This window comes from Actinorectispora metalli, from assembly GCF_056323685.1.
The window spans coordinates 40,060-58,690 of the sequence record NZ_JBREYE010000002.1 but is presented as its reverse complement, the minus strand read 5'-3'; the positions used below and the strand labels follow the sequence as shown (position 1 = coordinate 58,690).

The window sequence follows — 18,631 nt, the reverse complement described above, 5'->3', positions numbered from 1 at the left end:
CAAGACTCCCTCGACCACCGCCGGACAGACCGGCGACCTGCTGCCTTATCGACTCTCCGGCGAGGCTAACCGCCTGCTGCCCAGCAGTCCGGTTCCGACACGCACACACGTAGAGCCGTTACTTATTGCGCTTTCCAGATCTCCACTCATACCAGCAGAGATCATGGTCGCGTCCGGATTAACGTCACGGACGCGATCCGCGTTACGCCTTAGGGTGGTAAAAGCCACAGCCGGATCTACGCCAAGCGGGGCAACAGCCATTACGCCACGTAGTCGCAGGCCGGGGCTGTCGTCGACCGCCACGGCGAGGGCGGGTAGTTCTGCCGCCGAACATCCACCTCTTTCGGGGTCTTCGTCCAAGCTGAGCTGCAGCAGAACGCCCAGCGGTTCGCTTCGGGAACCGTCGGCCAGCCGGGCGGTCGCGGCGCTGTCCAGTGCGGTGATCAGACGCAGGCTGTCGACGGCGTGCACCAGGTCGGCCCAGCCGGTGACCGAGCGGGCCTTGTTCCGCTGGAGCCTGCCGACCATGTGCCAGCGCAGGTCCGGCAGGGCGACCTCGGCGATCTTGGCCGCGGCCTCCTGGTCGCGGCTCTCGGCGAGTTCGGTCAGCCCGAGTTCGGCCAGCAACGCGACATCGCTCGCGGGAAAGAACTTGGTGACCGGCAGCAACGTGACCTCGGCCGGGTCCCGGCCCGCCGCCCGGCAGGCCCGGTCAATCCGCCCGCGGATCGTCTCCAACCCGGCCCGCAGCTCCGCCAGCCTGCTCATCGCCCTCCCTTTGTCGCACCGCTTTCCCGCGCAGACATCATCATGCGCGTTCGCGGGCGGTCAGGCAGCTATGGGCGTGATCACGGTTCGAGCCAGGTGAGCGCGGCAAGCCTGCCGGTGGTCCGCTCGCGGCGGTGGCTGAAGAGGGTGTCGTCCTCGATGGTGCAGCGCGGGTCGGCGCCGATCCTGGCCACCCCCGCGTCGGCAAGCTGCCGCCACAGGCCCGCCCGCAGGTCCAGTGCCGGGGTGCCGCCGCGGGTCTTGCCCGCGCTGCCGGGCAGGTGCTGCTCGACCTCGGTCTGCATGGCCTGCGGAACCTCGTAGCACTCGCCGCAGACGGCGGGTCCGAGGAGCACTTCGACGCGGTCGGTGTGGGCGCCGAGCTTCTCCATGGCGGCCAGTGTCGCGGTGGCGACACCGTCACGGGCGCCGACGCGGCCCGCGTGGCAGACGCCGATCACGCCATTGTGGGTGTCGGCCATCAGCACCGGGACGCAGTCCGCGGCGAGCGCCGCGAGCGCGAGGCCCGGCACATTGGTGACCATGCCGTCGGTGTCGGCGACCGGCTCGTCGCGCGGTCCGTCGATGATCTCCACGTTGGCGCTGTGCACCTGCTCCATCCACACGAGGCGGTCGGCGGCAAGGCCAAGCTCGCTGGCCAGCCGCGCGCGGTTGGCCGCCACCGCGGCGGGATCATCGCCGACATTGTGGCTGAGGTTGAACGACTGGTAGGGCGCCTTGGAATGGCCTCCGGCCCGAGTGGTCACGACCCGACGAACACGCACAGTGGCCTCCCAAGCACCCGGCTGCGATGCCATCGGACTCTAACCCCGCCCCCGACAACCACCTCCGCTGCCCCTGGCGTCCGCCCGCGGGCGCTCCGTACGCGGGAATGTCACGCCCACCACGGATCGAATGGCCGAAACCTGTGTATCCATGTCGAAATCCGGACACCAGCCGATGGGAAGGGGTGCGAGAAAGATCACCACGAAATTCACCGCACAGCCCCGACGCCGGGCAGGCGAAACTCCCCGGAACGTCATGATGTCGACCTGCGGCGTCATGATGCGCCCCTGGGGCGACGTCACGACGCCCTGGAGCGAGATCTGGCTGAGCAGCCCCCGATACACAGTCTAGGGCTGGGGTCCGACAAATGCGGCGGCTGAAGACGTAGATGCGGACGGCGGTTGCGGGACGGTGAGATCACGAAGGTCAGCCTCGAACTGCTGACCGCGAGAAGAAGCTGGGCTCGCCGTCGGCCGTCGTGGTCGGCGCCCCCGGCACTGCCGCCAAGCTGAAGGACTCGCGATATTCGCGGCCACGGGTGGACGTCGGGGCAGAGGAGCGCTGACCAGGTCCGGCCGGGCTCGGTGGGGAGTCTGTACCCCGTAGGCCCGGGTGCCGCGCACCACCACGTTCGGCGGCTGCTCGGTGTGGTCGCGCACCACCAGGTTCGGCGACTGGGTCGGGGTGGTCACGCACCGCAGGTTCGGCGACTGGGTCGGGTGGTCGCGCACGCAGGTCGGCGGCGAACGCGGCAGGCGCCGATGACGCGAAGTCGCTTCGGAGGTTCGGGTCGCCGGTGGGGGCTGTGGTCCGTGCGGGTGCTGGGGTGTGGGTCAGGATCTGAGGTGGGAGGCGCCGTTGAGGTCGAGGATGGTGCCCGCGGCCCAGGTGGCGTGTTCGGAGGCCAGGTAGGTGACGGCGGCGGCGATCTCCTCGGGGGTGCCCACTCGGGAGAAGGGGCTTTCGGCGCGGAGGGCGTCGCCGAGGTCTCCGGCCAGGCGGGACTCGGTGCGTTCGGTGGCGACGAAGCCGGGGGCGACGGAGGTGACGGCGATGTTGTGCGGGCCCAGTGCCAGGGCCAGGGACTGGCCGAGGGCGTGCAGGGCGGCCTTGCTGGCGCCGTAGGCGGGGTGGTCGGGTTCGCCGCGGAAGGCGCCGCGGGAGCCGATGTTGATGATGCGGCCGTGGACGCCGCGTTCGACCATGTGGCGGGCCACGCAGTAGGAGACGTTGGCGGCGCCGAGGAGGTTCACCGCGGTGATCTGCTGCCAGGCGCGCTGCCAGTCCTCGTAGGAGGTGGCAGCCACGGGGTGGGCGCTGGCCGCGGAGGTGGCGGAGGCGGCGTTGTTGACCAGGACGTCGATCGCGCCGAGGCTGCCGATGGCGGTGTCGACCAGGCCGCGCACCGATTCGGGGTCGCTGATGTCGGCTTGGATCAGGCGGTGGCCGCGGCCGGGCAGGTCGGCGAGGGTGGCCTCGGCGTCCTCTCGGCGGGTGGAGTAGTGCACCGCCACTCTGGCGCCCTCGCGGGCGAAGGCGGCGGCGATGGCCCGTCCGATTCCTCGGGACGCGCCGGTGACCAGTACTCCCCTGCTTCGATCAGCCACCCTGCCAGCCTAGTGGCCTGAGTTGGAGGTGTGCTGCCCGGATTTCGTGATCCGGATGGTTGCAGGCAAGGCGGCGAAAAACCGCCAGTACCGGGTGTACCAGGGTTTTTCGCCAACGCCGCCTGCGGCCATCTGGGCGCGGAAGACGGGTGACGCACCTCCAACTCAGGCCACTGGTGGGAGCTACCTGCGCATGAAGGGCGGAACGTCGACCTCGTCGTCGGGGTCCTCGGTCACCGGCACCGCCCGGCTGGGCAGCGAGCCGCCGTAGCCGACGGCCTGCTGGGCGGGTGGGGACGGGTGGCGCGGCATCTGCTGCTGTGCGGCCGGGCGCTGCTGCGGGCTGCCGCCGTTGTGGCTCGGCTGCGGGGCCGCCGCGCGGGTCTGGGTCTGCGCGGCGGGCGCGGGCTGCTGCTGAGGGTGCTGCGGAGCCGCGGATTGCGGGTTCACCTGACCCGACTGGGCCGAGGCGACTTTGGAACGGCCAACCGGCGCCGGGTCCAGCTTCTTGTGAGTCGGTTGGCCTCCGTCAAAACCCGCGGCGATCACCGTCACTCTGACCTCGTCGCCGAGGGAGTCGTCGATGACCGTGCCGAAGATGATGTTGGCTTCCTGGTGGGCTTCCTCCTGGACGAGCGAGGCCGCCTCGTTGATCTCGAACAGGCCGAGATCGGAGCCGCCCGCGATGGACAGCAGCACGCCGTGCGCGCCCTCCATGGAGGCCTCCAGCAGCGGCGAGTTGATCGCCTTCTGGGCGGCCTGCACCGCGCGGCCCTCGCCGCGGGCCGAGCCGATGCCCATCAGGGCGCTGCCCGCGCCGGACATGACGCTCTTGACGTCGGCGAAGTCCAGGTTGATCAGACCGGGGGTGGTGATCAGATCGGTGATGCCCTGCACACCGGAGAGCAGCACCTCGTCGGCGGAGCGGAACGCGTCCATCAGCGAGACGCCGACGTCGCCAAGCTGGAGCAGGCGGTCGTTGGGGATCACGATGAGCGTGTCGCACTCGTTGCGGAGATCCTTTATTCCGTCCTCCGCCTGGCCCGCCCTGCGCTTGCCCTCGAAGGAGAACGGCCTGGTCACCACGCCGATGGTGAGCGCGCCGAGCTTGCGGGCCACCGAGGCGATGACGGGCGCGCCGCCGGTGCCGGTGCCACCGCCCTCGCCCGCGGTCACGAAGACCATGTCGGCGCCCTTGAGGACCTCTTCGATCTCTTCCTTGTGGTCCTCGGCTGCCTTGCGGCCGACCTCGGGGTTGGCGCCCGCGCCAAGGCCACGGGTGAGCTCTCGGCCGATGTCGAGCTTCACATCGGCATCGGACATCAGCAGTGCCTGGGCATCGGTGTTGACCGCGATGAACTCGACGCCCTTGAGCCCGACCTCGATCATGCGGTTCACGGCGTTAACGCCGCCGCCACCAATGCCGACGACCTTGATCACCGCAAGGTAGTTGTGCGGGGGAGTCATCGGATCGATCCGCCTTCCTGATTTCGGTCCTTGCTCGTACTGGCGTGGCGCTCGCCGCGCCTGCTCCCTTCCCGAGACTGATCGAGAAGCGGAACCAGCGACCTCAAGCTGAGGTCAAGAGTTTTGTCAACTCCCTATTAGATGGGGACGTTAAGCACCGGCAGCGTTCGGGTCCAGACGCCACGCCGCGTGTTGTCCGAGCTCTTAAACACTGTCCTCGGCTTCTCACGTGCCGGTAACTCCATCGAGTAGTTCACGCACGATGTCCAGATGACCGGCGTGGCGACCGGTTTCCTCGACCATGTGGACCAGCACCCACCGCACCGCGACATTCCCCAGCCTCGGATGGGTCAATTGCCGATTCAGGTCGATCTCCGCCAGCACCTCCCGGCTCACTGCGCATTGTGCCGCATAGTCCGCGAGCACCTCCGCGAGAGCCTGCTCCGGGGGCGGGCGGAAGTCCGCATCGGGGTCGGTCTCGGTCCACGGCGCCCGCAGCTCGCGGCCCGCGACCACCGCCTCCCACCAATAGTGCTCCACCCACCGCAGGTGGGAGACGATTCCGATCGGGGTCATCAGCTTCGACGGCAGCACCGACCGCCGGGCGTCGGTCTCCGACAGCCCTTCGCATTTCACCGCGATGCTCGCGCGCAGGTAGTCGAGGAACCCGTTGAGCATGCCCCGCTCGTCGGCGACGGGCGGCGGTTCGATCCGTGTCGTCATGGCCGCAGTCTGACCGCCCATTGGGAACGCGTCAGGTGAATTTCGTTCGGGGCGAGCCACTGTCCCCGCGTTATGCGTGCATTTGCTCGTCAGCGCACGGCCCTTGCGGCCCAGGGAAATGCCAGCAACCCGGTCTTGTGCCTGGTCGTCTCACTGAAGTGCCGGGAGACAGGGGGATCTGGCAATGGATTTCCGGGTATTGGGCCCCGTCGAGTGTTGGCATGACGGGCGGATTGTCGACCTGGGCACCGCCAAGCAACGCGCCGTCCTCGCCGTGCTGTTGTTCTCCGCGGGGCGGCCGGTTCAGGTCTCCGCTCTTGTCGACGCGGTGTGGGATGACAACCCGCCGCGAGCGGTCAGGGCGGGCGTGTACAGCTATGTGACCCGGCTGCGGAAGATTCTTCAGCCCGCCGGGATATCCGTGGTGCGGCGCTCCGGCGGATACGCCGTCGATGTGCCCGCCGATTGTGTTGACCTGCACGTGTTCCACCAGCTGTCGCGTGATGCGGACCGCCGTGTCGGGGATTTGGATCGGGCGTTGTCACTGTGGCGCGGCGAGGCGTTCGCCGATCTCGATTCGCCGTGGGCCGACGGGGTTCGGATCACCCTTGAGCAGCAACTCGTGTCGACAGCGGTGGAATGGGCGGAGTTGGCGGTGCGAGCGGGTTCGACATCGGCCGCCGTCGAGCGGTTGTCCTGCTTCGCTTCGTGGCGCCCGCTGGACGAAGCCTTGGCGGCCGCCCTGATCTCAGCGCTGTGCGCCGACGGGAGGCCCGCGGAAGCCCTGACCGCCTACGCTCGGATCAAGGGGCGGTTGCGGGACAAGCTCGGCGTCGACCCCGGCAGGCGACTGGCCGCGGTGCACCTTGACGTCCTGCGCAGCGCCGCCTAGGGCGTGATCGTCGGCAGGTCGGGTGTCGAGACGTTGAAGATGCGCCCAGGGCGGGTCATCAGCGGCACCAGGACGCGAGCCTTGCGGTCGGACTGGTCCGCGCTCCCCCACCGGACTTCCCGCCCGCCCGCGAGCAGCAGGCGGACGTTGCCGGGGGTCTCGGCGATGACGGTGAGGATCTCGGGACGCAGCTTCTCCGGCACGGCACGCAACACCGCCAGCGCGGCCTTGGTCGAGGCATCCTCGGGAGCGACCCGGTGCACCTGAAGCTCGGGCAGCCCGGCGGGCGGGGTCGGCACGGTGGCGAAGCCGAACCCGGTGGCGTCCACCAGGACGACACCGTCGGGAGCGCGCAGCATGAGCGCGGGTTGGCGTTCGGTGATCTGCAACCGCACGGTCGACGGCCACTCACGCACCACCGAGACCGCGGAGACCCGGGGCAGCGTGCGGACCCTGGCTTCGATCGCCGGGACCTCCAGCCGGAACATCGGGGTGCCGCGTTCGATGTCCGCCGCCCGGCGGACATCCTCGGCGCTCAGCGCGGTGGTGCCGTCGACCTCGACCGAGCGGACGCCGAGCAGGGGCGTGAAGTAGATCAGGTAGCCGACGCTGACCAGCACGGTGACGATGAGCATCACGCCGACGGGTCGCAGCAGCCAGTGGCGGCGGACCCTGCGGACCGGGCGACGCCGTGGCGGGGCCTGCGGGGCGGGCCTGCTCACCCGCTCCCGCTCGACGTAGCGCGTCGCGCCGCGCCGGGGCGGCCCGCCCGGCCTGGTCATACCCCGCTCAGCGGCTCATCCGCCGCGCCAAGCCGGTCGATCTCCGCGAGGATCTCGGGGCCGAGCATGGTCACATCACCCGCGCCCATCGTCACCACCAGGTCGCCGGGCCTGGTCAGCTCCGCCACCAGCCCCGCGGCCCGGCTGACGGACGGCTCGAACCGGACGGCGCCCTCGGGCAGGTTCACGGCGTCGGCGATCAACGCGCCGGTCACGCCGGGCACCGGCTCCTCGCGGGCGCCGAAGACATCCAGCACCACGACCTCGTCCGCGAGCGCCAAGGCGTCGGCGAACTCCGCGGCGAAGGTCTTGGTGCGCGAGTACAGGTGCGGCTGGAACACCACGACCAGCCTGCCCGCGCCCTGGCCGACCAACGGGCGGCAGGCCCGAAGCTGTGCCGCCACCTCCGTGGGGTGGTGGGCGTAGTCGTCGTAGACCCGCACCCCCGCCGCGGTGCCCTTGTACTCGAAGCGGCGGCGCACCCCGCCGAACGCGGCCAGCCCGCCCAGCAGGCAGTCCAGCGGCGCACCGAGTTCCAGTCCGGCCAGCAGCGCCGCGACCGCGTTGTCCGCCATGTGCTCGCCGGGGGTGGCGACGTTGATCGTCACCTCGCCGTGGTTGGCGCCCTCCAGCACCACCGTCACGGCGCCGCCGGAGTCGGTGGGGCGGTAGTCGACGACCCGCGCGCCCGGGACGCCCTCGGGCACCGTGCGGCCGTAGCGGAGCACGGTCAGGCCCGCCTTCTCCGCGTGGTCGGCCAGCGTCGCCGAGCCGGGGTCGTCTGCGCAGGCGATCAGGGTGCCGCCGGGTTCGATGCGTTCGATGAACTCGTTGAACACCGACACGTAGGCGTCCACGCTGCCGTGGTGGTCGAGGTGATCGGCCTCCACGTTCGTCACGACGGCCACCGAGGGCGCGAAGAACAGGAACGAGCCGTCGCTTTCGTCGGCCTCCGCCACGAAGATGCCGCCGCTGCCGTGGTGGGCGTTGGCGCCGGACTCGTTGAGGTCGCCGCCGATCGCGAAGGACGGGTCCAGCCTGCATTTCTGCAACGCCACGGTCAGCATGGAGGTGGTCGAGGTCTTGCCGTGGGTACCGGCGACGCACGCGACGCGGTGGCCGCTCATCAGCGCCGCCAGCGCCTCCGCCCTGCGCAGCACCGTCAGACCGCGGTCGCGGGCCCCCGCGAGTTCGGGGTTGGTGTCGCGGATCGCGGTGGACACCACGACGGCGGTGGGCTCGCCGTCGAGAAGCTCCAGGTTGGCGGACTCGTGCCCGACCGCCACCTGGGCGCCCTGGGCGCGCAGCGCCAGCACCGTGCGGGAGTCCTTGGCGTCCGAGCCCGACACCGCCGCTCCCCTGGCCAGCAGGATCCGCGCGATGCCGCTCATCCCGGCGCCCCCGATGCCGACCAGGTGGGTCCTGGCCAGCCGGGGGTCCAGTTCGGTGGGTGCCACCATCAGGTCGCCTTCTTGTCGATCAGCTCGAGCACCATGTGGGCGAGCTTGTCGGCGGCCTCGCGGTGGCCGCTGTGCTGCGCGGCGAGGCTCATCTGCGCGAGCCGCTCGCGGTTGGCGATCATCGGGATCACCTCCGAGGTGATGCGCTGCGGGGTCAGCGCCGCGTCCTCGATCAACAGGCCGCCACCGGCGTTGACCACGGGCAGCGCGTTGAGTGCCTGCTCGCCGTTGCCGTGCGGCAGCGGGACGAACACCGCGGGCAGTCCGACCGCGGAGACCTCCGCGACGGTCATCGCGCCGGAGCGGCACAGCACCGCGTCGGCGGCGGCGTAGGCCAGGTCCATGCGCTCCAGATAAGGCACCGTGACGTAGGCGGGTGCGCCGGGAACCTGCTGCACCGCAACGGTGTTCTTCGGGCCGTGGGCGTGCAGCACGCCGATCCCGGCCTCCGCGAAGGCGGTCGCCGCGCCCGCGGCGGCCTCGTTGAGGCTGCGGGCGCCCTGGGAGCCGCCGAAGATCAGCAGCGTGGGCGCGTCCGGGTCGAGGCCGAACTCGGCGCGGGCTTTCGCGCGCAGCGCGGCGCGGTCCAGGCTGGTGATCGACTCGCGCAGCGGGATGCCGATGACCTCGGCCTCCTCCAGGCCGCTGCCGGGAACGGCGGCGGCGACTTTCGCGGCGAACTTGGCGCCCACCTTGTTCGCCAGGCCCGCCCGCGCGTTGGCCTCGTGCACGACGATCGGCAGCCTGCCGCGGGCGGCCAGGTAGGCGGGCAACGCGACGTAGCCGCCGAAGCCGACCACGATGTCGGCGCCGTGGGTTTCGAAGATCTCGCGCGTGCGGCGGATCGCGTCACGCACCTTCAGCGGCAGCTTCAGCAGGTCGGTGGTGGGCTTGCGGGGCAGCGGCACCGGCGGGATGAGCTCCAGCGGGTAGCCCCGCGCGGGGACCAGCTTGTTCTCCAGGCCCCGCTCGGTGCCCAGCGCGACGACCTTGGTGCCGGGTCGGAGCCGCTGGACCGCGTCCGCGAGGGCGAGCGCGGGCTCGATGTGTCCCGCGGTGCCGCCTCCCGCGACGACGACGCACTGCTGCTTGTGTGGCGCGGGTGCGGGCGTCCCGCTGAATCCCGGCTGCCCGGTGGTCACCGATGTCCTCCTTGGGCACTCCGCCACGATCCGCGGCGGCGGTTCTGGTCGCTGGGTGGAGCGCCCCGCCGCTCCCGACGCGAGTCGAGTTGCGACACGGTGCTGCCACGACCTGATATTCCCGTAGTCCGACCGGCGGCTCGCGGCGGGGTCGACGGTCTGGCGGGCCTGCGCCGCGCCGCCGGGTGGTATGGCTCCGGTGCCGGCAGGTGCAGCAGCCGCCCGACCCGACCGGGGCCCTGGGTGCGCAGCGCGGCGACCGCCTCCGGTTCGTGGCGGGCGATGTTGGCCAACACCGCCAACGTGATCATCGTGGTGACCACAGAGGTTCCGCCGGAGGAGATCAGGGGCAGCGGCAGGCCGGTGACCGGGAGCAGCCCGACCACGTAGCCGATGTTCAGCGCGGCCTGGCCGACCGTCCACACCGTCAGCGTCGCGGCCACCATGCGCAGCCACGGGTCGGTGTTGCGGGAGGCGATGCGCAGGCCGACGTATGCCAGGATCGCGAACAGGCTCAATACGACGAAACAGCCGATAAAGCCCAGCTCCTCGCCGATGACGGCGAAGATGAAATCATTGTGGACATTGGGTAGATACTTCCATTTGGCGCTGCCCTGCCCGAGTCCCTTGCCGAGGAAACCGCCGTCGGCCAACGCGTAAAGCGCCTGTCTTGCCTGGTAGCCCTCGGCGGAATTGTCGGCGGCCTGCGGGTTGAGGAACGTGGTGACGCGCTCCCACCGGTAGTTGGCGACCAGCGCCAAAGTGATCACCCCGGTGCCCGCTCCGAGCACCAGCATCGCGAACAGCCGCAGCGGGGCGCCCGCGAACCACAGCAGCGCCAGCAGCACGATGCCGAGCGTGATCGTGCTGCCCAGGTCGGGTTGCAGCATGAGCAGCGCGAACATGATCAACGTCACGGGCACGACCGGCACCAGCAGGTGCCGCCATTGGTTGAGCAGCGCCCGTTTGGTGACCAGCACGTGCGCGCCCCACAGCGCCACCGCGAGTTTCGCGGGCTCGACCGGCTGGAACGACAGGTCGCCCAGTACGAACCAGCTTCGCGCGCCGCCCCGCACGGTGCCGATTCCGGGGACCAGCACCAAGACCAGCAACAGCAGGGAGACCATCACCGCGGTGAAGCTGACCGCCCGCAGTGTCTTGGGCCGGATGCGCAGCAGGATCCAGAACAGACCGAGGCCGATGACGCAGTAGATGATCTGCTTGCGAAACGTCGCGTAGGTGGCGTTGGGCATGGTGCTGGACGCCGAGAGCACCATCACCAGCCCGAACACCGTGAGCAGGCCGGTCAGCGCGAGCACGAGGTGGAACGAGCTCAGCGGGCGGGCCAGCCACGCCGTCAGCGCGGAGCGGAATTGCGCGAGCCGGGACAGCACCCTGCTGCTCGCGGCCGTGTCAGGAGCTTTGCCGCCGCCCGACACCGCCGCTCACCGCGCCTCGGGATAGTGCGCCCGGACGGCTTCGACGAAGGCGTTTCCGCGGTGGGAGTAGTTGTCGAACATGTCCCAGGACGCCGCGGCGGGCGCGAGCAGCACGACATCGCCGGGCCGCGCGAGCCCGGCCGCGGTGCGCACGACCTCCGTCATGGCGCCATGGTCTCCCGCGGACACCTGTCGCACCGGCACATTTGGGGCGTGTCGCGCGAGTGCGGCCGCGATCACTGCGCGATCCTGGCCGATCAGCACCACCGCGCGCAGCCGGTCGGCGGCGTCGGCGACCAGTTCGTCCACCGAGGCGCCTTTGAGCTGGCCGCCCGCGACCCACACGATGTGCGGGTGCGCGCCGAGCGAGGCTGCTGCGGCGTGCGGGTTGGTGGCCTTGGAGTCGTCGATGTAGGTGACCCCGCCGAACTCGCCGACCACGACCGCGCGGTGCGCGGCGGGCTGGTAGGTGCGCAGCCCCTGCGCGATCTCCGCCGGTGTCACCCCCGCCGCCCGCGCCAGCGCGGCGGCGGCCAGCGCGTCGAACCGCCCCGGCGGGCCTGCCGGGCGCACGTCGGCGGCGTCGATCAGCGGTGTGCCCGCGTCGTCGGTGAGCACACCGTCGGAGATCCCGAACTGTCCTGGTGCGGGCGCGCCGAGCGTGATGCCGATCTTGCGGTCGGCGGGCGATTTCGCCAGCAACTCGGCGACAACCGGGTCGTCGGTGCCCGCGACTGCCACGGCGCCACTGAGGATGCCTGCCTTGGCCTGCGCGTAGGCGTCCATGCTGCCGTGCCAGTCGAGGTGGTCCTCGGCGAGGTTGAGCAGCACGCCCGCGTCGGGGCGCACCGAGGGCGACCAGTGCAGTTGGAAGCTGGACAGTTCCACCGCGAGGTCGGTGTAGCCGCCGAGCACCGCGTCCATCGCGGGCAGCCCGATATTGCCGCAGGCCACCGCCTTGCGGCCCGCGGCGAGCAGGATCGACTCCAGCATGCCCACGGTCGTGGTCTTGCCGTTGGTGCCGGTCACGCACAACCAGCGCCGCTCAACGCCGTCCGACTGCGCGACCCGCCAGGCCAGTTCGACCTCGCCGATCACCCCGATGCCCGCCGCGGCGGCGGCTTTGAGCAGCGGCGCGTCAGGTCGCCAGCCGGGACTGGTGACGACCAGGTCGGTGCCCGCGGGCGGTTCGGTGAGGCCCACGGCCGTGTCGAACTTCGTGCAGGCGGTCAGGCGGTCGGCGTTGGCGTCGGTGATGGTGACCTCGGCGCCGAGGGTGCGCAGCGCCTTCGCCGCGGAGACACCGGAAACCCCGGCTCCCGCGACGATGACGTGCTTGCCGCGCACTAGGTGGACAGCCATTCGCTGTAGAACAGACCGATGCCGAACAGGCAGCAGATGCCCGCCATCAGCCAGAAGCGGATGATCACCGTGGTCTCGGCCCAGCCCGCGAGTTCGAAGTGGTGGTGGAAGGGCGCCATCCGGAACAGCCGCTTGCGGGCGGTGCGGAACACCGCGATCTGCAAGCTCACGCTCAGCGCCTCGACCACGAACAGGCCGCCGATGACGACCATCAGCAGTTCGGTGCGGGTCACCATGGACAGACCGGCCACCAGGCCGCCGAGCGCCAGCGAGCCGGTGTCGCCCATGAAGATCTTGGCGGGGGCGGCGTTCCACCACAGGAAGCCGACACAGCCCGCCATGGCCGCGGCGGCGACGATCGAGATGTCCAGCGGGTCGCGCACGAAGTAGCAGTTGGGCGCGGGCACGTTGGCGCTGCACTCGTATCGGAACTGCCAGAACGCGATCAACACGTAGCTGGCGAGCACCATCGCCGAGGAGCCCGCGGCCAGACCGTCGAGGCCGTCGGTGAGGTTCACGGCGTTGGACCAGGCCGACACCGATGCGTAGCAGAAGACGATGAAGCCGACCGTGCCGAAGGACACCGCGGTGATGTCGCGGATGAACGACAGGTTGTCAGAGGCGGGCGTGAGGCCCTTTTCGTCGGTGAATTGCAGGGCCAGCACGGCGAACAGCACCGCGGCGAAAAGCTGGCCGACCAGCTTCGCGGTCTTGTTCAGGCCGAGGTTGCGCTGTTTGCGGATCTTGATGAAGTCGTCGAGGAAGCCGACCAGGCCGAGCGTGGAGGTCAGCAGCAGCACCAGCAGCCCCGACATGGACGGCCCGCTGTAGTTCGGGCTGGTCAGGTAGGAGTACAGGTGGCTGACGCCGTAGCCGACCCACAGCGCCAGCAGGATCGCCACACCGCCCATGGTGGGCGTGCCGCGCTTGCTCTGGTGGTGCTGCGGGCCCTCTTCGCGGATCTCCTGGCCGAAGCCCTGACGGGAGAAGATCCGGATCAGATAGGGCGTGAGCAGGATCGAGACCATCAATGCCACCGCGGCGGCAATGAAGATGCCCTTCACGGGGCTCCTCCGTCTTTCTGTTCCAGCAGTGCGTCAGCCACTCGCCACAGCTCGACTCCGTTGGACGCCTTCACCAGAACGACGTCTCCGGGGCTGAGTTGGTTGCGTAGCAATGTGACGGCGGCATCGGCGTCGGGTACCAGTACCGACTCGTCTGCCCAAGAGCCTTCCAGACACGCCCCCTGGTGCATCGGGCGGGCATCCTCCCCGACGACGACCAGCCGGTTGATGTCCAGCCGCACCGCGAGACGGCCGATCTCGTCATGTGCCGCAACGCTGTTCTCGCCCAGTTCGGCCATGGTGCCGAGCACCGCCCAGCTGCGCCTGCGGGTGGCGCCGCGGCTCATCCCGGCCAGCGTCTTCAGCGCCGCGGCCACGGATTCGGGGTTGGCGTTGTAGGAGTCGTTGATCAACGTCACGCCGTCGGCGCGGTCGGTGACCTGCATGCGGCGAATGGACCGGCTGGTCGCGCCGGAAAGCCATTCGCCGAGCTGTGCGGGCGTCGCACCGAGTTCGAGTGCGACCGCGGCGGCGCACAGGGCGTTGTTCACGTGGTGCGCCCCATACAGCCCGAGTCGCACGTCCGCCTCGCCCCGCGGCGTGACGAGCCGGAAGCTCGCCTGCGCGGCGTCGTTGAGCGTGATATCGACCGCGCGGACGTGGGCGGTGGCGTCCTGGCCCGCCAGCACCACCCGCGCCTTGGTTCGGGAGGCCATGGCACGGACCAGCGGGTCGTCGGCGTTGAGCACCGCGACACCGTCCTCGGGCAGTGCCTCGACCAGTTCGCCCTTGGCCTGGGCGACGCCCTGCCGTGAGCCGAACTCGCCGAGGTGCGCGGAGCCGACGTTGATCACCACACCGATGCGGGGCGGGGCGATCTGGCAGAGCTGGGCGATGTGGCCGGGGCCGCGGGCGGACAGCTCCAGCACAAGGTGCCGGGTGTCGGTGGTGGCGCGCAGCGCGGTCCAGGGATGGCCGAGTTCGTTGTTGAACGAGCCGGGCGGGGCGACGGTGTCCCCCATCGGCTCCAGCAGCTGCGCCAACAGGTCCTTTGTGGACGTTTTGCCCGACGAGCCGGTGATACCGACGACGGTGAGCCCGTCGAGGCTGGTCACCACGTGCCGGGCGAGCCTGCCCAGCGCGGTCAGCACGGCCAGCCCGGAGCCGTCGGTGTCGGCGGCCAGCGCGTAGGCGGCGCTCTTGGGGGCTTCGGCGCGCGGCACGATCACCGCCGGGGCGTCGACCTCCCGCGCCGCCAGCACCGCGGTCGCGCCCTGTGCGACGGCCTTGGCGGCGAAGTCATGGCCGTCGACCCGAGCGCCGGGGACCGCCACGAACAGCCCGCGCTCGGTGACCTTGCGGGAGTCGAACTCCACGGTGCCGGTGACCACCTCGTCACCGGTGGCGTTGTGCACCCGGCCGCCGACCGCCGCGGCGATCTCGGCCAGTGTCAGCGGGATCATCCACCGACCTCCACAGCCGGGCGGCCGCCCTTGGCGAGGTGCGTGCGGATCGCGGCGGCAAGTTCCTCCCGATCGGAGAACGGGTGCACCACCCCGTTGATCTCCTGCCCGGTTTCATGGCCCTTGCCCGCGATGATCACCAGGTCGCCGGGTTCGGCCCGCCGGACCGCCTCGGTGATCGCCTTGCGGCGGTCGCCCTGCTCGACCACTTCACCGCGCTGGTCCGCGGGCACGTCCAAAGCGCCGGTCAGCATCGCGCCCCGGATGGTGGCGGGGTCCTCGGTGCGGGGATTGTCGTCGGTGACGATCAGCAGGTCGGCCCGCCGCGCCGCGGTGTCCCCCATCAGCGGACGCTTGGCGACGTCGCGGTCGCCGCCGCAGCCCAGCACGATGATCACCTTGCCGGTGGCCTGGGCCCGAGCGGCGTCGAGCACCGCGGCCACCGCCCCCGGCTTGTGCGAGTAGTCGACGACCGCCGTGAACTCCTGGCCCAGCGCCACCCGCTCCATGCGGCCCGGCACGTCCACCTCGGCGAGGCCGCGGGCGATGGCGTCGGTGGAGATGCCGACCGCGCGGAGACAGGCCAGCGCCACCAAGGCGTTGCTGACGTTGAACGCACCGGGCAGCCGCAGCCGCAGCGGCAGCCGCAGCCCGTCCGGACCGTTGGCGATGAACGACTGGGTGCCGGTGGGCTCGGCGCGTAGATCGGCGGCGGTCCAGGTGGCGGGTTCCCCGCCGGTGCTCACCGTGATGGTGTCGGGTTTGACCAGCTTGCGGCCCCACTCGGTGTCGGTGCAGACGACCTCGGTGTCGGACCGCCCGTCGAAGAGGCGGGCCTTGGCGGCGAAGTAGTCGTCGAAGTCGGCGTGGAAGTCCAGGTGGTCTTGGGAGAGGTTGGTGAACGCCCCCACCGTGTAGTGGGTGCCCGCGACCCGCCCCAGCGCCAGGGCGTGGCTGGAGACCTCCATCGCCACATGCGTCACGCCGCGCTCGACCATGATCGCGAACAGCGCCTGTAGGTCCGGCGCCTCGGGCGTGGTGAACGCCGAGTCGAGCCGCTCGTCGACGATGCGCGTCTCCACCGTCCCGATGAGCCCCGTCGTGAGGCCGGCGGCCCGGAGGGCGGATTCGATCAAATAGCTGGTGGTGGTCTTGCCCGAGGTGCCGGTGACCCCGATGATCCGCAGCCGGTCGGAGGGGTTGCCGTAGATGTGCGCGGCCAGCCTGCCCAGCACCGAGCGGGGGTCGTCGTGCAGCAGCACGGGGACGATGGCCTCGGAGACCTCTTCGGCGCCCGCCTTGTCGGTCAGGATCGCCGTCGCCCCCGCCTTGATGGCCTGGTCGGCGAAGGCCGCACCATGGGCGCGCGCCCCCGGCAGCGCCGCGAAGATGTCGCCAGGCCTGACGTGCTGGGCGCGGAGCGTGATGCCCGTGGCCGCTCGGTCACTCGGCTCCAGCACGGTGGCGCCTACGAGATCGGCCAGCGTGTCGATCCTCTTGGGCTCGACGCGCTGCGGACGTGGTGGGGCCATGCTGGCCTTGCTTACTCCAGGCACGCCGAGAGGCTACCCGCGCTGCTCCTGATGGCTCACACCTGTCCTCTGTGGCCGGTTCCCCATGCCCGCTGCCCGGCATTTCGGGTCTCGGTTCTGAATTCACCGCACGGTGAAATCACGCTCTGCCAACCCCCGCGTACTTCGTTTGCCCAGCGGCTGCCGATCAATGGCGGATTCTCGATTTGTCAGTCCCCGCAGGGTGTTTCTCTGTATTCTGCGATGAGCTTCGAGGCCTGCATTCCCTCCGCGTCGGAAATGCTTCCTGGCGGGTCCGGCAACCGGTTCTAGCCGACGTTCAACGTCAGCACCGGGGTCTGCTCCTTCGACAGCGGGATGCGGTAGCGCTGCGCGATGTAGTTCGCCACGTCGTGGAACAGCGGGGCGGCGGTGACGCTTTCCGGAGTACCGCCGGAGGGGGCGTCCAAGACGATGCCCACCACGTACTGGGGGTTATCGGCGGGGAGGATGCCCGCGAAGGTGATCCAGTACTTGGAGTTCGAGTAGCAGCCGCAGGCCTTGTCGACCTGCTGGGCCGTGCCTGTCTTGCCTGAGATCTGGTAGCCCGCGACCGCCGCCTGCGGGCCGGTTCCGCGCTGGCCGGGGGCGTCTTGGACCACGCCGCGAAGCATGTCCCGTACGGTTTTCGCCGTGTCGGGGCTGATCACGCGCACGCCTTCCGGGCGGGGCTCGGGGGTGCGTTTGCCGTTGGCGTCCTCGGTGGACTTGATGATTCTCGGCGGGATGCGCATGCCGTCGTTGGCGATCGTCTGGTACATCGCGGTCATCTGCAACGCGGTCATCGACAGGCCTTGGCCGATGGGCAGGTTCGCGAAGGTCGAACCGGACCACTGGGCTCGGGCGGGGACGATGCCGCCGCTTTCACCGGGCAGGCCGAGTTTGGTTTTCTCGCCGAGGCCGAATTTGTCGAGCATTTCGGCGTAGCGCTGTTCGCCGATCTTGTCGGCCGCCATCAGGGTGCCGACGTTGGAGGATCGGGACAGCACGCCGGTGAAGGTCATGTCCAGGGGGCCGTGGTTCCAGGCGTCGTTGATGACGCGGTCGGCGATTTTGATTCGGCCGGGCACGTTCAGCACGCTGTCCGGCTTGAGCAGCCCGTATTCGATGGCTGCGGAGGCCGCTACGACCTTGTTCACCGAGCCCGGCTCGTACGGGGACTGGATCGCGTAGTTGCGCTGGAGGTCCAGTCGGTTCGGGTCGAACTGGTTGGGGTCGAAGCTCGCGCTGTTGGCCATCGCCCTGACCTCGGCGGTCTTGGCGTCCAGCACGACGACGCTGGCGGTGCGGGCGTTGGCCTTGGCGGCGTACTCCTGAAGCATGTTCTGCACGGCGTACTGCATGTCCGCGTCGATGGTGAGCTGGATGCTGGAGCCGTCCACGGCGGGTTCGATCAGGCGCTCGCTGCCGGGGATGATCTGGTTGCTGCCCTGGACGGTGCTGGCGACCCGCTTGCCGTTGCGGCCTGCCAGGAAGTCGTCGCGGTAGTTCTCCAGGCCGATCAGGCCGCCGGTCTTGCGTTCCTCGTCGCGCCAGTTCGCGTAGCCGATGATGTTGGAGGCGACCGGACCGCCGGGATAGTGACGCACGGCCTCGTACTCGGCGCCGATCACCGCGTACTTCTTGGTGATGCGATCGGCCTTGGCCGGGTCGATGGGGCCGGTCAGCTTGGTGTAGCCGCCGCCGGAGTTGAGCTGGTTGAACAGGGTGTTCTCATCGACCGCGTCGCCGAGTTCGTGCTTGATGAACGCGGCGATCTCGCGCTTGTAGACGGCCGGGTCCTTGTTGGTGATGGTCGGCGCCTTGCGCACTTCCTCGTCGATGTTGCGCGGGACCGCGTACAGCCTGCGCGCGTCGGAGCTGAAGGCCAGCAGACGTCCCTCGACGTCGGAGATCGAGCCGCGCTTGGCGTACTGCGTCCGGTGCTCCACCTGCTGCTTGGTGGCGGCCTCCGCCAGCGTGCCCGCGTCGAAGGCCTGCACCTGGAGCAGCTTGAGACCCGCGGCGACGAGCATGGCCACCAGGAAGATGCGGCCCATCACCAACCGGGCGCGGTTGGCGCCCACATCCGCGGGTCGAGGTGCGCGGACTCCGCGCACCTCGAC

The 18,631-nt window shown here is 70.1% G+C and carries 16 protein-coding genes and 1 pseudogene; 3 read left to right on the top strand and 14 right to left on the bottom strand.

Annotated elements, in window-relative coordinates; genetic code table 11:
- Nucleotides 1-45: 45 nt before the first annotated feature.
- Together ACU6XJ_RS20575 and pgeF are read right to left on the bottom strand one after the other, a co-directional pair.
- On the bottom strand, nucleotides 46-768 hold the full coding sequence (locus tag ACU6XJ_RS20575; RefSeq protein WP_476314225.1) for a YggS family pyridoxal phosphate-dependent enzyme: 723 nt from the start codon (nucleotides 766-768) through the stop codon (nucleotides 46-48).
- A gap of 80 nt (nucleotides 769-848) precedes the next feature.
- Nucleotides 849-1,553 carry a peptidoglycan editing factor PgeF gene (pgeF, locus tag ACU6XJ_RS20570; protein WP_476314223.1) on the bottom strand — a complete coding sequence of 235 codons (705 nt, stop codon included), beginning with the start codon at nucleotides 1,551-1,553 and terminating at the stop codon, nucleotides 849-851.
- A gap of 402 nt (nucleotides 1,554-1,955) precedes the next feature.
- On the opposite strand from pgeF, the pseudogene ACU6XJ_RS20565 reads away from it, so the two are divergent.
- Both ACU6XJ_RS20565 and ACU6XJ_RS20560 read left to right on the top strand, forming a co-directional pair.
- Nucleotides 1,956-2,074: pseudogene (locus ACU6XJ_RS20565) on the top strand (electron transfer flavoprotein subunit alpha/FixB family protein); the annotation flags it as partial.
- A 92-nt stretch (nucleotides 2,075-2,166) separates the two neighbouring features.
- Nucleotides 2,167-2,319, top strand: coding sequence for a hypothetical protein (locus ACU6XJ_RS20560; protein WP_476314221.1), 153 nt, complete (start codon nucleotides 2,167-2,169; stop codon nucleotides 2,317-2,319).
- A 68-nt stretch (nucleotides 2,320-2,387) separates the two neighbouring features.
- On the opposite strand, the gene ACU6XJ_RS20555 is transcribed toward ACU6XJ_RS20560, so the two are convergent.
- The 3 genes from ACU6XJ_RS20555 to ACU6XJ_RS20545 form a co-directional block, all read right to left on the bottom strand.
- Complete coding sequence (locus ACU6XJ_RS20555) at nucleotides 2,388-3,161, bottom strand: SDR family NAD(P)-dependent oxidoreductase (RefSeq protein ID WP_476314219.1); 774 nt, start codon at nucleotides 3,159-3,161, stop codon at nucleotides 2,388-2,390.
- A gap of 183 nt (nucleotides 3,162-3,344) precedes the next feature.
- Nucleotides 3,345-4,628 (bottom strand): cell division protein FtsZ, encoded by a 1,284-nt coding sequence (gene ftsZ / locus ACU6XJ_RS20550; RefSeq protein WP_476314218.1) that lies wholly within the window; start codon nucleotides 4,626-4,628, stop codon nucleotides 3,345-3,347.
- A 225-nt stretch (nucleotides 4,629-4,853) separates the two neighbouring features.
- Nucleotides 4,854-5,351 (bottom strand): DinB family protein, encoded by a 498-nt coding sequence (locus ACU6XJ_RS20545; RefSeq protein ID WP_476314216.1) that lies wholly within the window; start codon nucleotides 5,349-5,351, stop codon nucleotides 4,854-4,856.
- Between the two features lie 184 nt (nucleotides 5,352-5,535).
- Here ACU6XJ_RS20545 and ACU6XJ_RS20540 point away from each other — a divergent pair, with 184 nt between their 5' ends.
- The gene (locus tag ACU6XJ_RS20540) at nucleotides 5,536-6,243 is read left to right on the top strand and encodes an AfsR/SARP family transcriptional regulator (protein WP_476314214.1); all 708 of its coding nucleotides are present in this window, start codon (nucleotides 5,536-5,538) and stop codon (nucleotides 6,241-6,243) included.
- Here the strand turns inward: ACU6XJ_RS20540 and ACU6XJ_RS20535 are convergent.
- From ACU6XJ_RS20535 to ACU6XJ_RS20495, 9 genes are all read right to left on the bottom strand, one after another.
- Nucleotides 6,240-7,025: a cell division protein FtsQ/DivIB gene (locus ACU6XJ_RS20535; RefSeq protein WP_476314212.1), complete on the bottom strand. Its 786-nt coding sequence runs from the start codon at nucleotides 7,023-7,025 to the stop codon at nucleotides 6,240-6,242. The two genes, ACU6XJ_RS20540 and ACU6XJ_RS20535, sit on opposite strands and share 4 nt — an antisense overlap.
- On the bottom strand, nucleotides 7,022-8,485 hold the full coding sequence (gene murC / locus ACU6XJ_RS20530; protein WP_476314211.1) for a UDP-N-acetylmuramate--L-alanine ligase: 1,464 nt from the start codon (nucleotides 8,483-8,485) through the stop codon (nucleotides 7,022-7,024). Before murC ends, ACU6XJ_RS20535 begins: the two co-directional genes overlap by 4 nt.
- Nucleotides 8,485-9,627 carry an undecaprenyldiphospho-muramoylpentapeptide beta-N-acetylglucosaminyltransferase gene (gene murG, locus ACU6XJ_RS20525; RefSeq protein WP_476314209.1) on the bottom strand — a complete coding sequence of 381 codons (1,143 nt, stop codon included), beginning with the start codon at nucleotides 9,625-9,627 and terminating at the stop codon, nucleotides 8,485-8,487. The genes murC and murG overlap by 1 nt, the downstream gene beginning before the upstream one ends.
- Complete coding sequence (gene ftsW, locus ACU6XJ_RS20520; RefSeq protein WP_476314207.1) at nucleotides 9,624-11,066, bottom strand: putative lipid II flippase FtsW; 1,443 nt, start codon at nucleotides 11,064-11,066, stop codon at nucleotides 9,624-9,626. Before ftsW ends, murG begins: the two co-directional genes overlap by 4 nt.
- Nucleotides 11,067-11,072: 6 nt before the next feature.
- Nucleotides 11,073-12,428 carry a UDP-N-acetylmuramoyl-L-alanine--D-glutamate ligase gene (gene murD / locus ACU6XJ_RS20515; protein ID WP_476314205.1) on the bottom strand — a complete coding sequence of 452 codons (1,356 nt, stop codon included), beginning with the start codon at nucleotides 12,426-12,428 and terminating at the stop codon, nucleotides 11,073-11,075.
- Entirely contained in the window at nucleotides 12,413-13,456 is a 1,044-nt protein-coding gene (gene mraY / locus ACU6XJ_RS20510) for a phospho-N-acetylmuramoyl-pentapeptide-transferase (RefSeq protein ID WP_476318545.1), read from the bottom strand. The genes murD and mraY overlap by 16 nt, the downstream gene beginning before the upstream one ends.
- A gap of 32 nt (nucleotides 13,457-13,488) precedes the next feature.
- Nucleotides 13,489-14,955 carry a UDP-N-acetylmuramoyl-tripeptide--D-alanyl-D-alanine ligase gene (locus ACU6XJ_RS20505; RefSeq protein WP_476314203.1) on the bottom strand — a complete coding sequence of 489 codons (1,467 nt, stop codon included), beginning with the start codon at nucleotides 14,953-14,955 and terminating at the stop codon, nucleotides 13,489-13,491.
- A complete protein-coding gene (locus ACU6XJ_RS20500; RefSeq protein WP_476318543.1) occupies nucleotides 14,952-16,487 on the bottom strand; it encodes a UDP-N-acetylmuramoyl-L-alanyl-D-glutamate--2,6-diaminopimelate ligase in 1,536 nt (511 codons plus the stop codon). Before ACU6XJ_RS20500 ends, ACU6XJ_RS20505 begins: the two co-directional genes overlap by 4 nt.
- Before the next feature lie 308 nt (nucleotides 16,488-16,795).
- The coding region (locus ACU6XJ_RS20495) for a peptidoglycan D,D-transpeptidase FtsI family protein (RefSeq protein WP_476314201.1) at nucleotides 16,796-18,631 on the bottom strand (1,836 nt) is incomplete at its 5' end.

Coding starts and splice junctions, on each gene's coding strand:
- ACU6XJ_RS20540 (WP_476314214.1), top strand. CDS start 5,536: ATGGATTTCCGGGTATTGGGCCCCGTCGAGTGTTGGCATGACGGGCGG.
- ACU6XJ_RS20545 (WP_476314216.1), bottom strand. CDS start 5,351: ATGACGACACGGATCGAACCGCCGCCCGTCGCCGACGAGCGGGGCATG.
- ACU6XJ_RS20575 (WP_476314225.1), bottom strand. CDS start 768: ATGAGCAGGCTGGCGGAGCTGCGGGCCGGGTTGGAGACGATCCGCGGG.
- ACU6XJ_RS20535 (WP_476314212.1), bottom strand. CDS start 7,025: ATGACCAGGCCGGGCGGGCCGCCCCGGCGCGGCGCGACGCGCTACGTC.
- murC (WP_476314211.1), bottom strand. CDS start 8,485: ATGGTGGCACCCACCGAACTGGACCCCCGGCTGGCCAGGACCCACCTG.
- murD (WP_476314205.1), bottom strand. CDS start 12,428: ATGGCTGTCCACCTAGTGCGCGGCAAGCACGTCATCGTCGCGGGAGCC.
- mraY (WP_476318545.1), bottom strand. CDS start 13,456: ATGGTCTCGATCCTGCTCACGCCCTATCTGATCCGGATCTTCTCCCGT.
- ACU6XJ_RS20500 (WP_476318543.1), bottom strand. CDS start 16,487: ATGGCCCCACCACGTCCGCAGCGCGTCGAGCCCAAGAGGATCGACACG.
- ftsZ (WP_476314218.1), bottom strand. CDS start 4,628: ATGACTCCCCCGCACAACTACCTTGCGGTGATCAAGGTCGTCGGCATT.
- ACU6XJ_RS20505 (WP_476314203.1), bottom strand. CDS start 14,955: ATGATCCCGCTGACACTGGCCGAGATCGCCGCGGCGGTCGGCGGCCGG.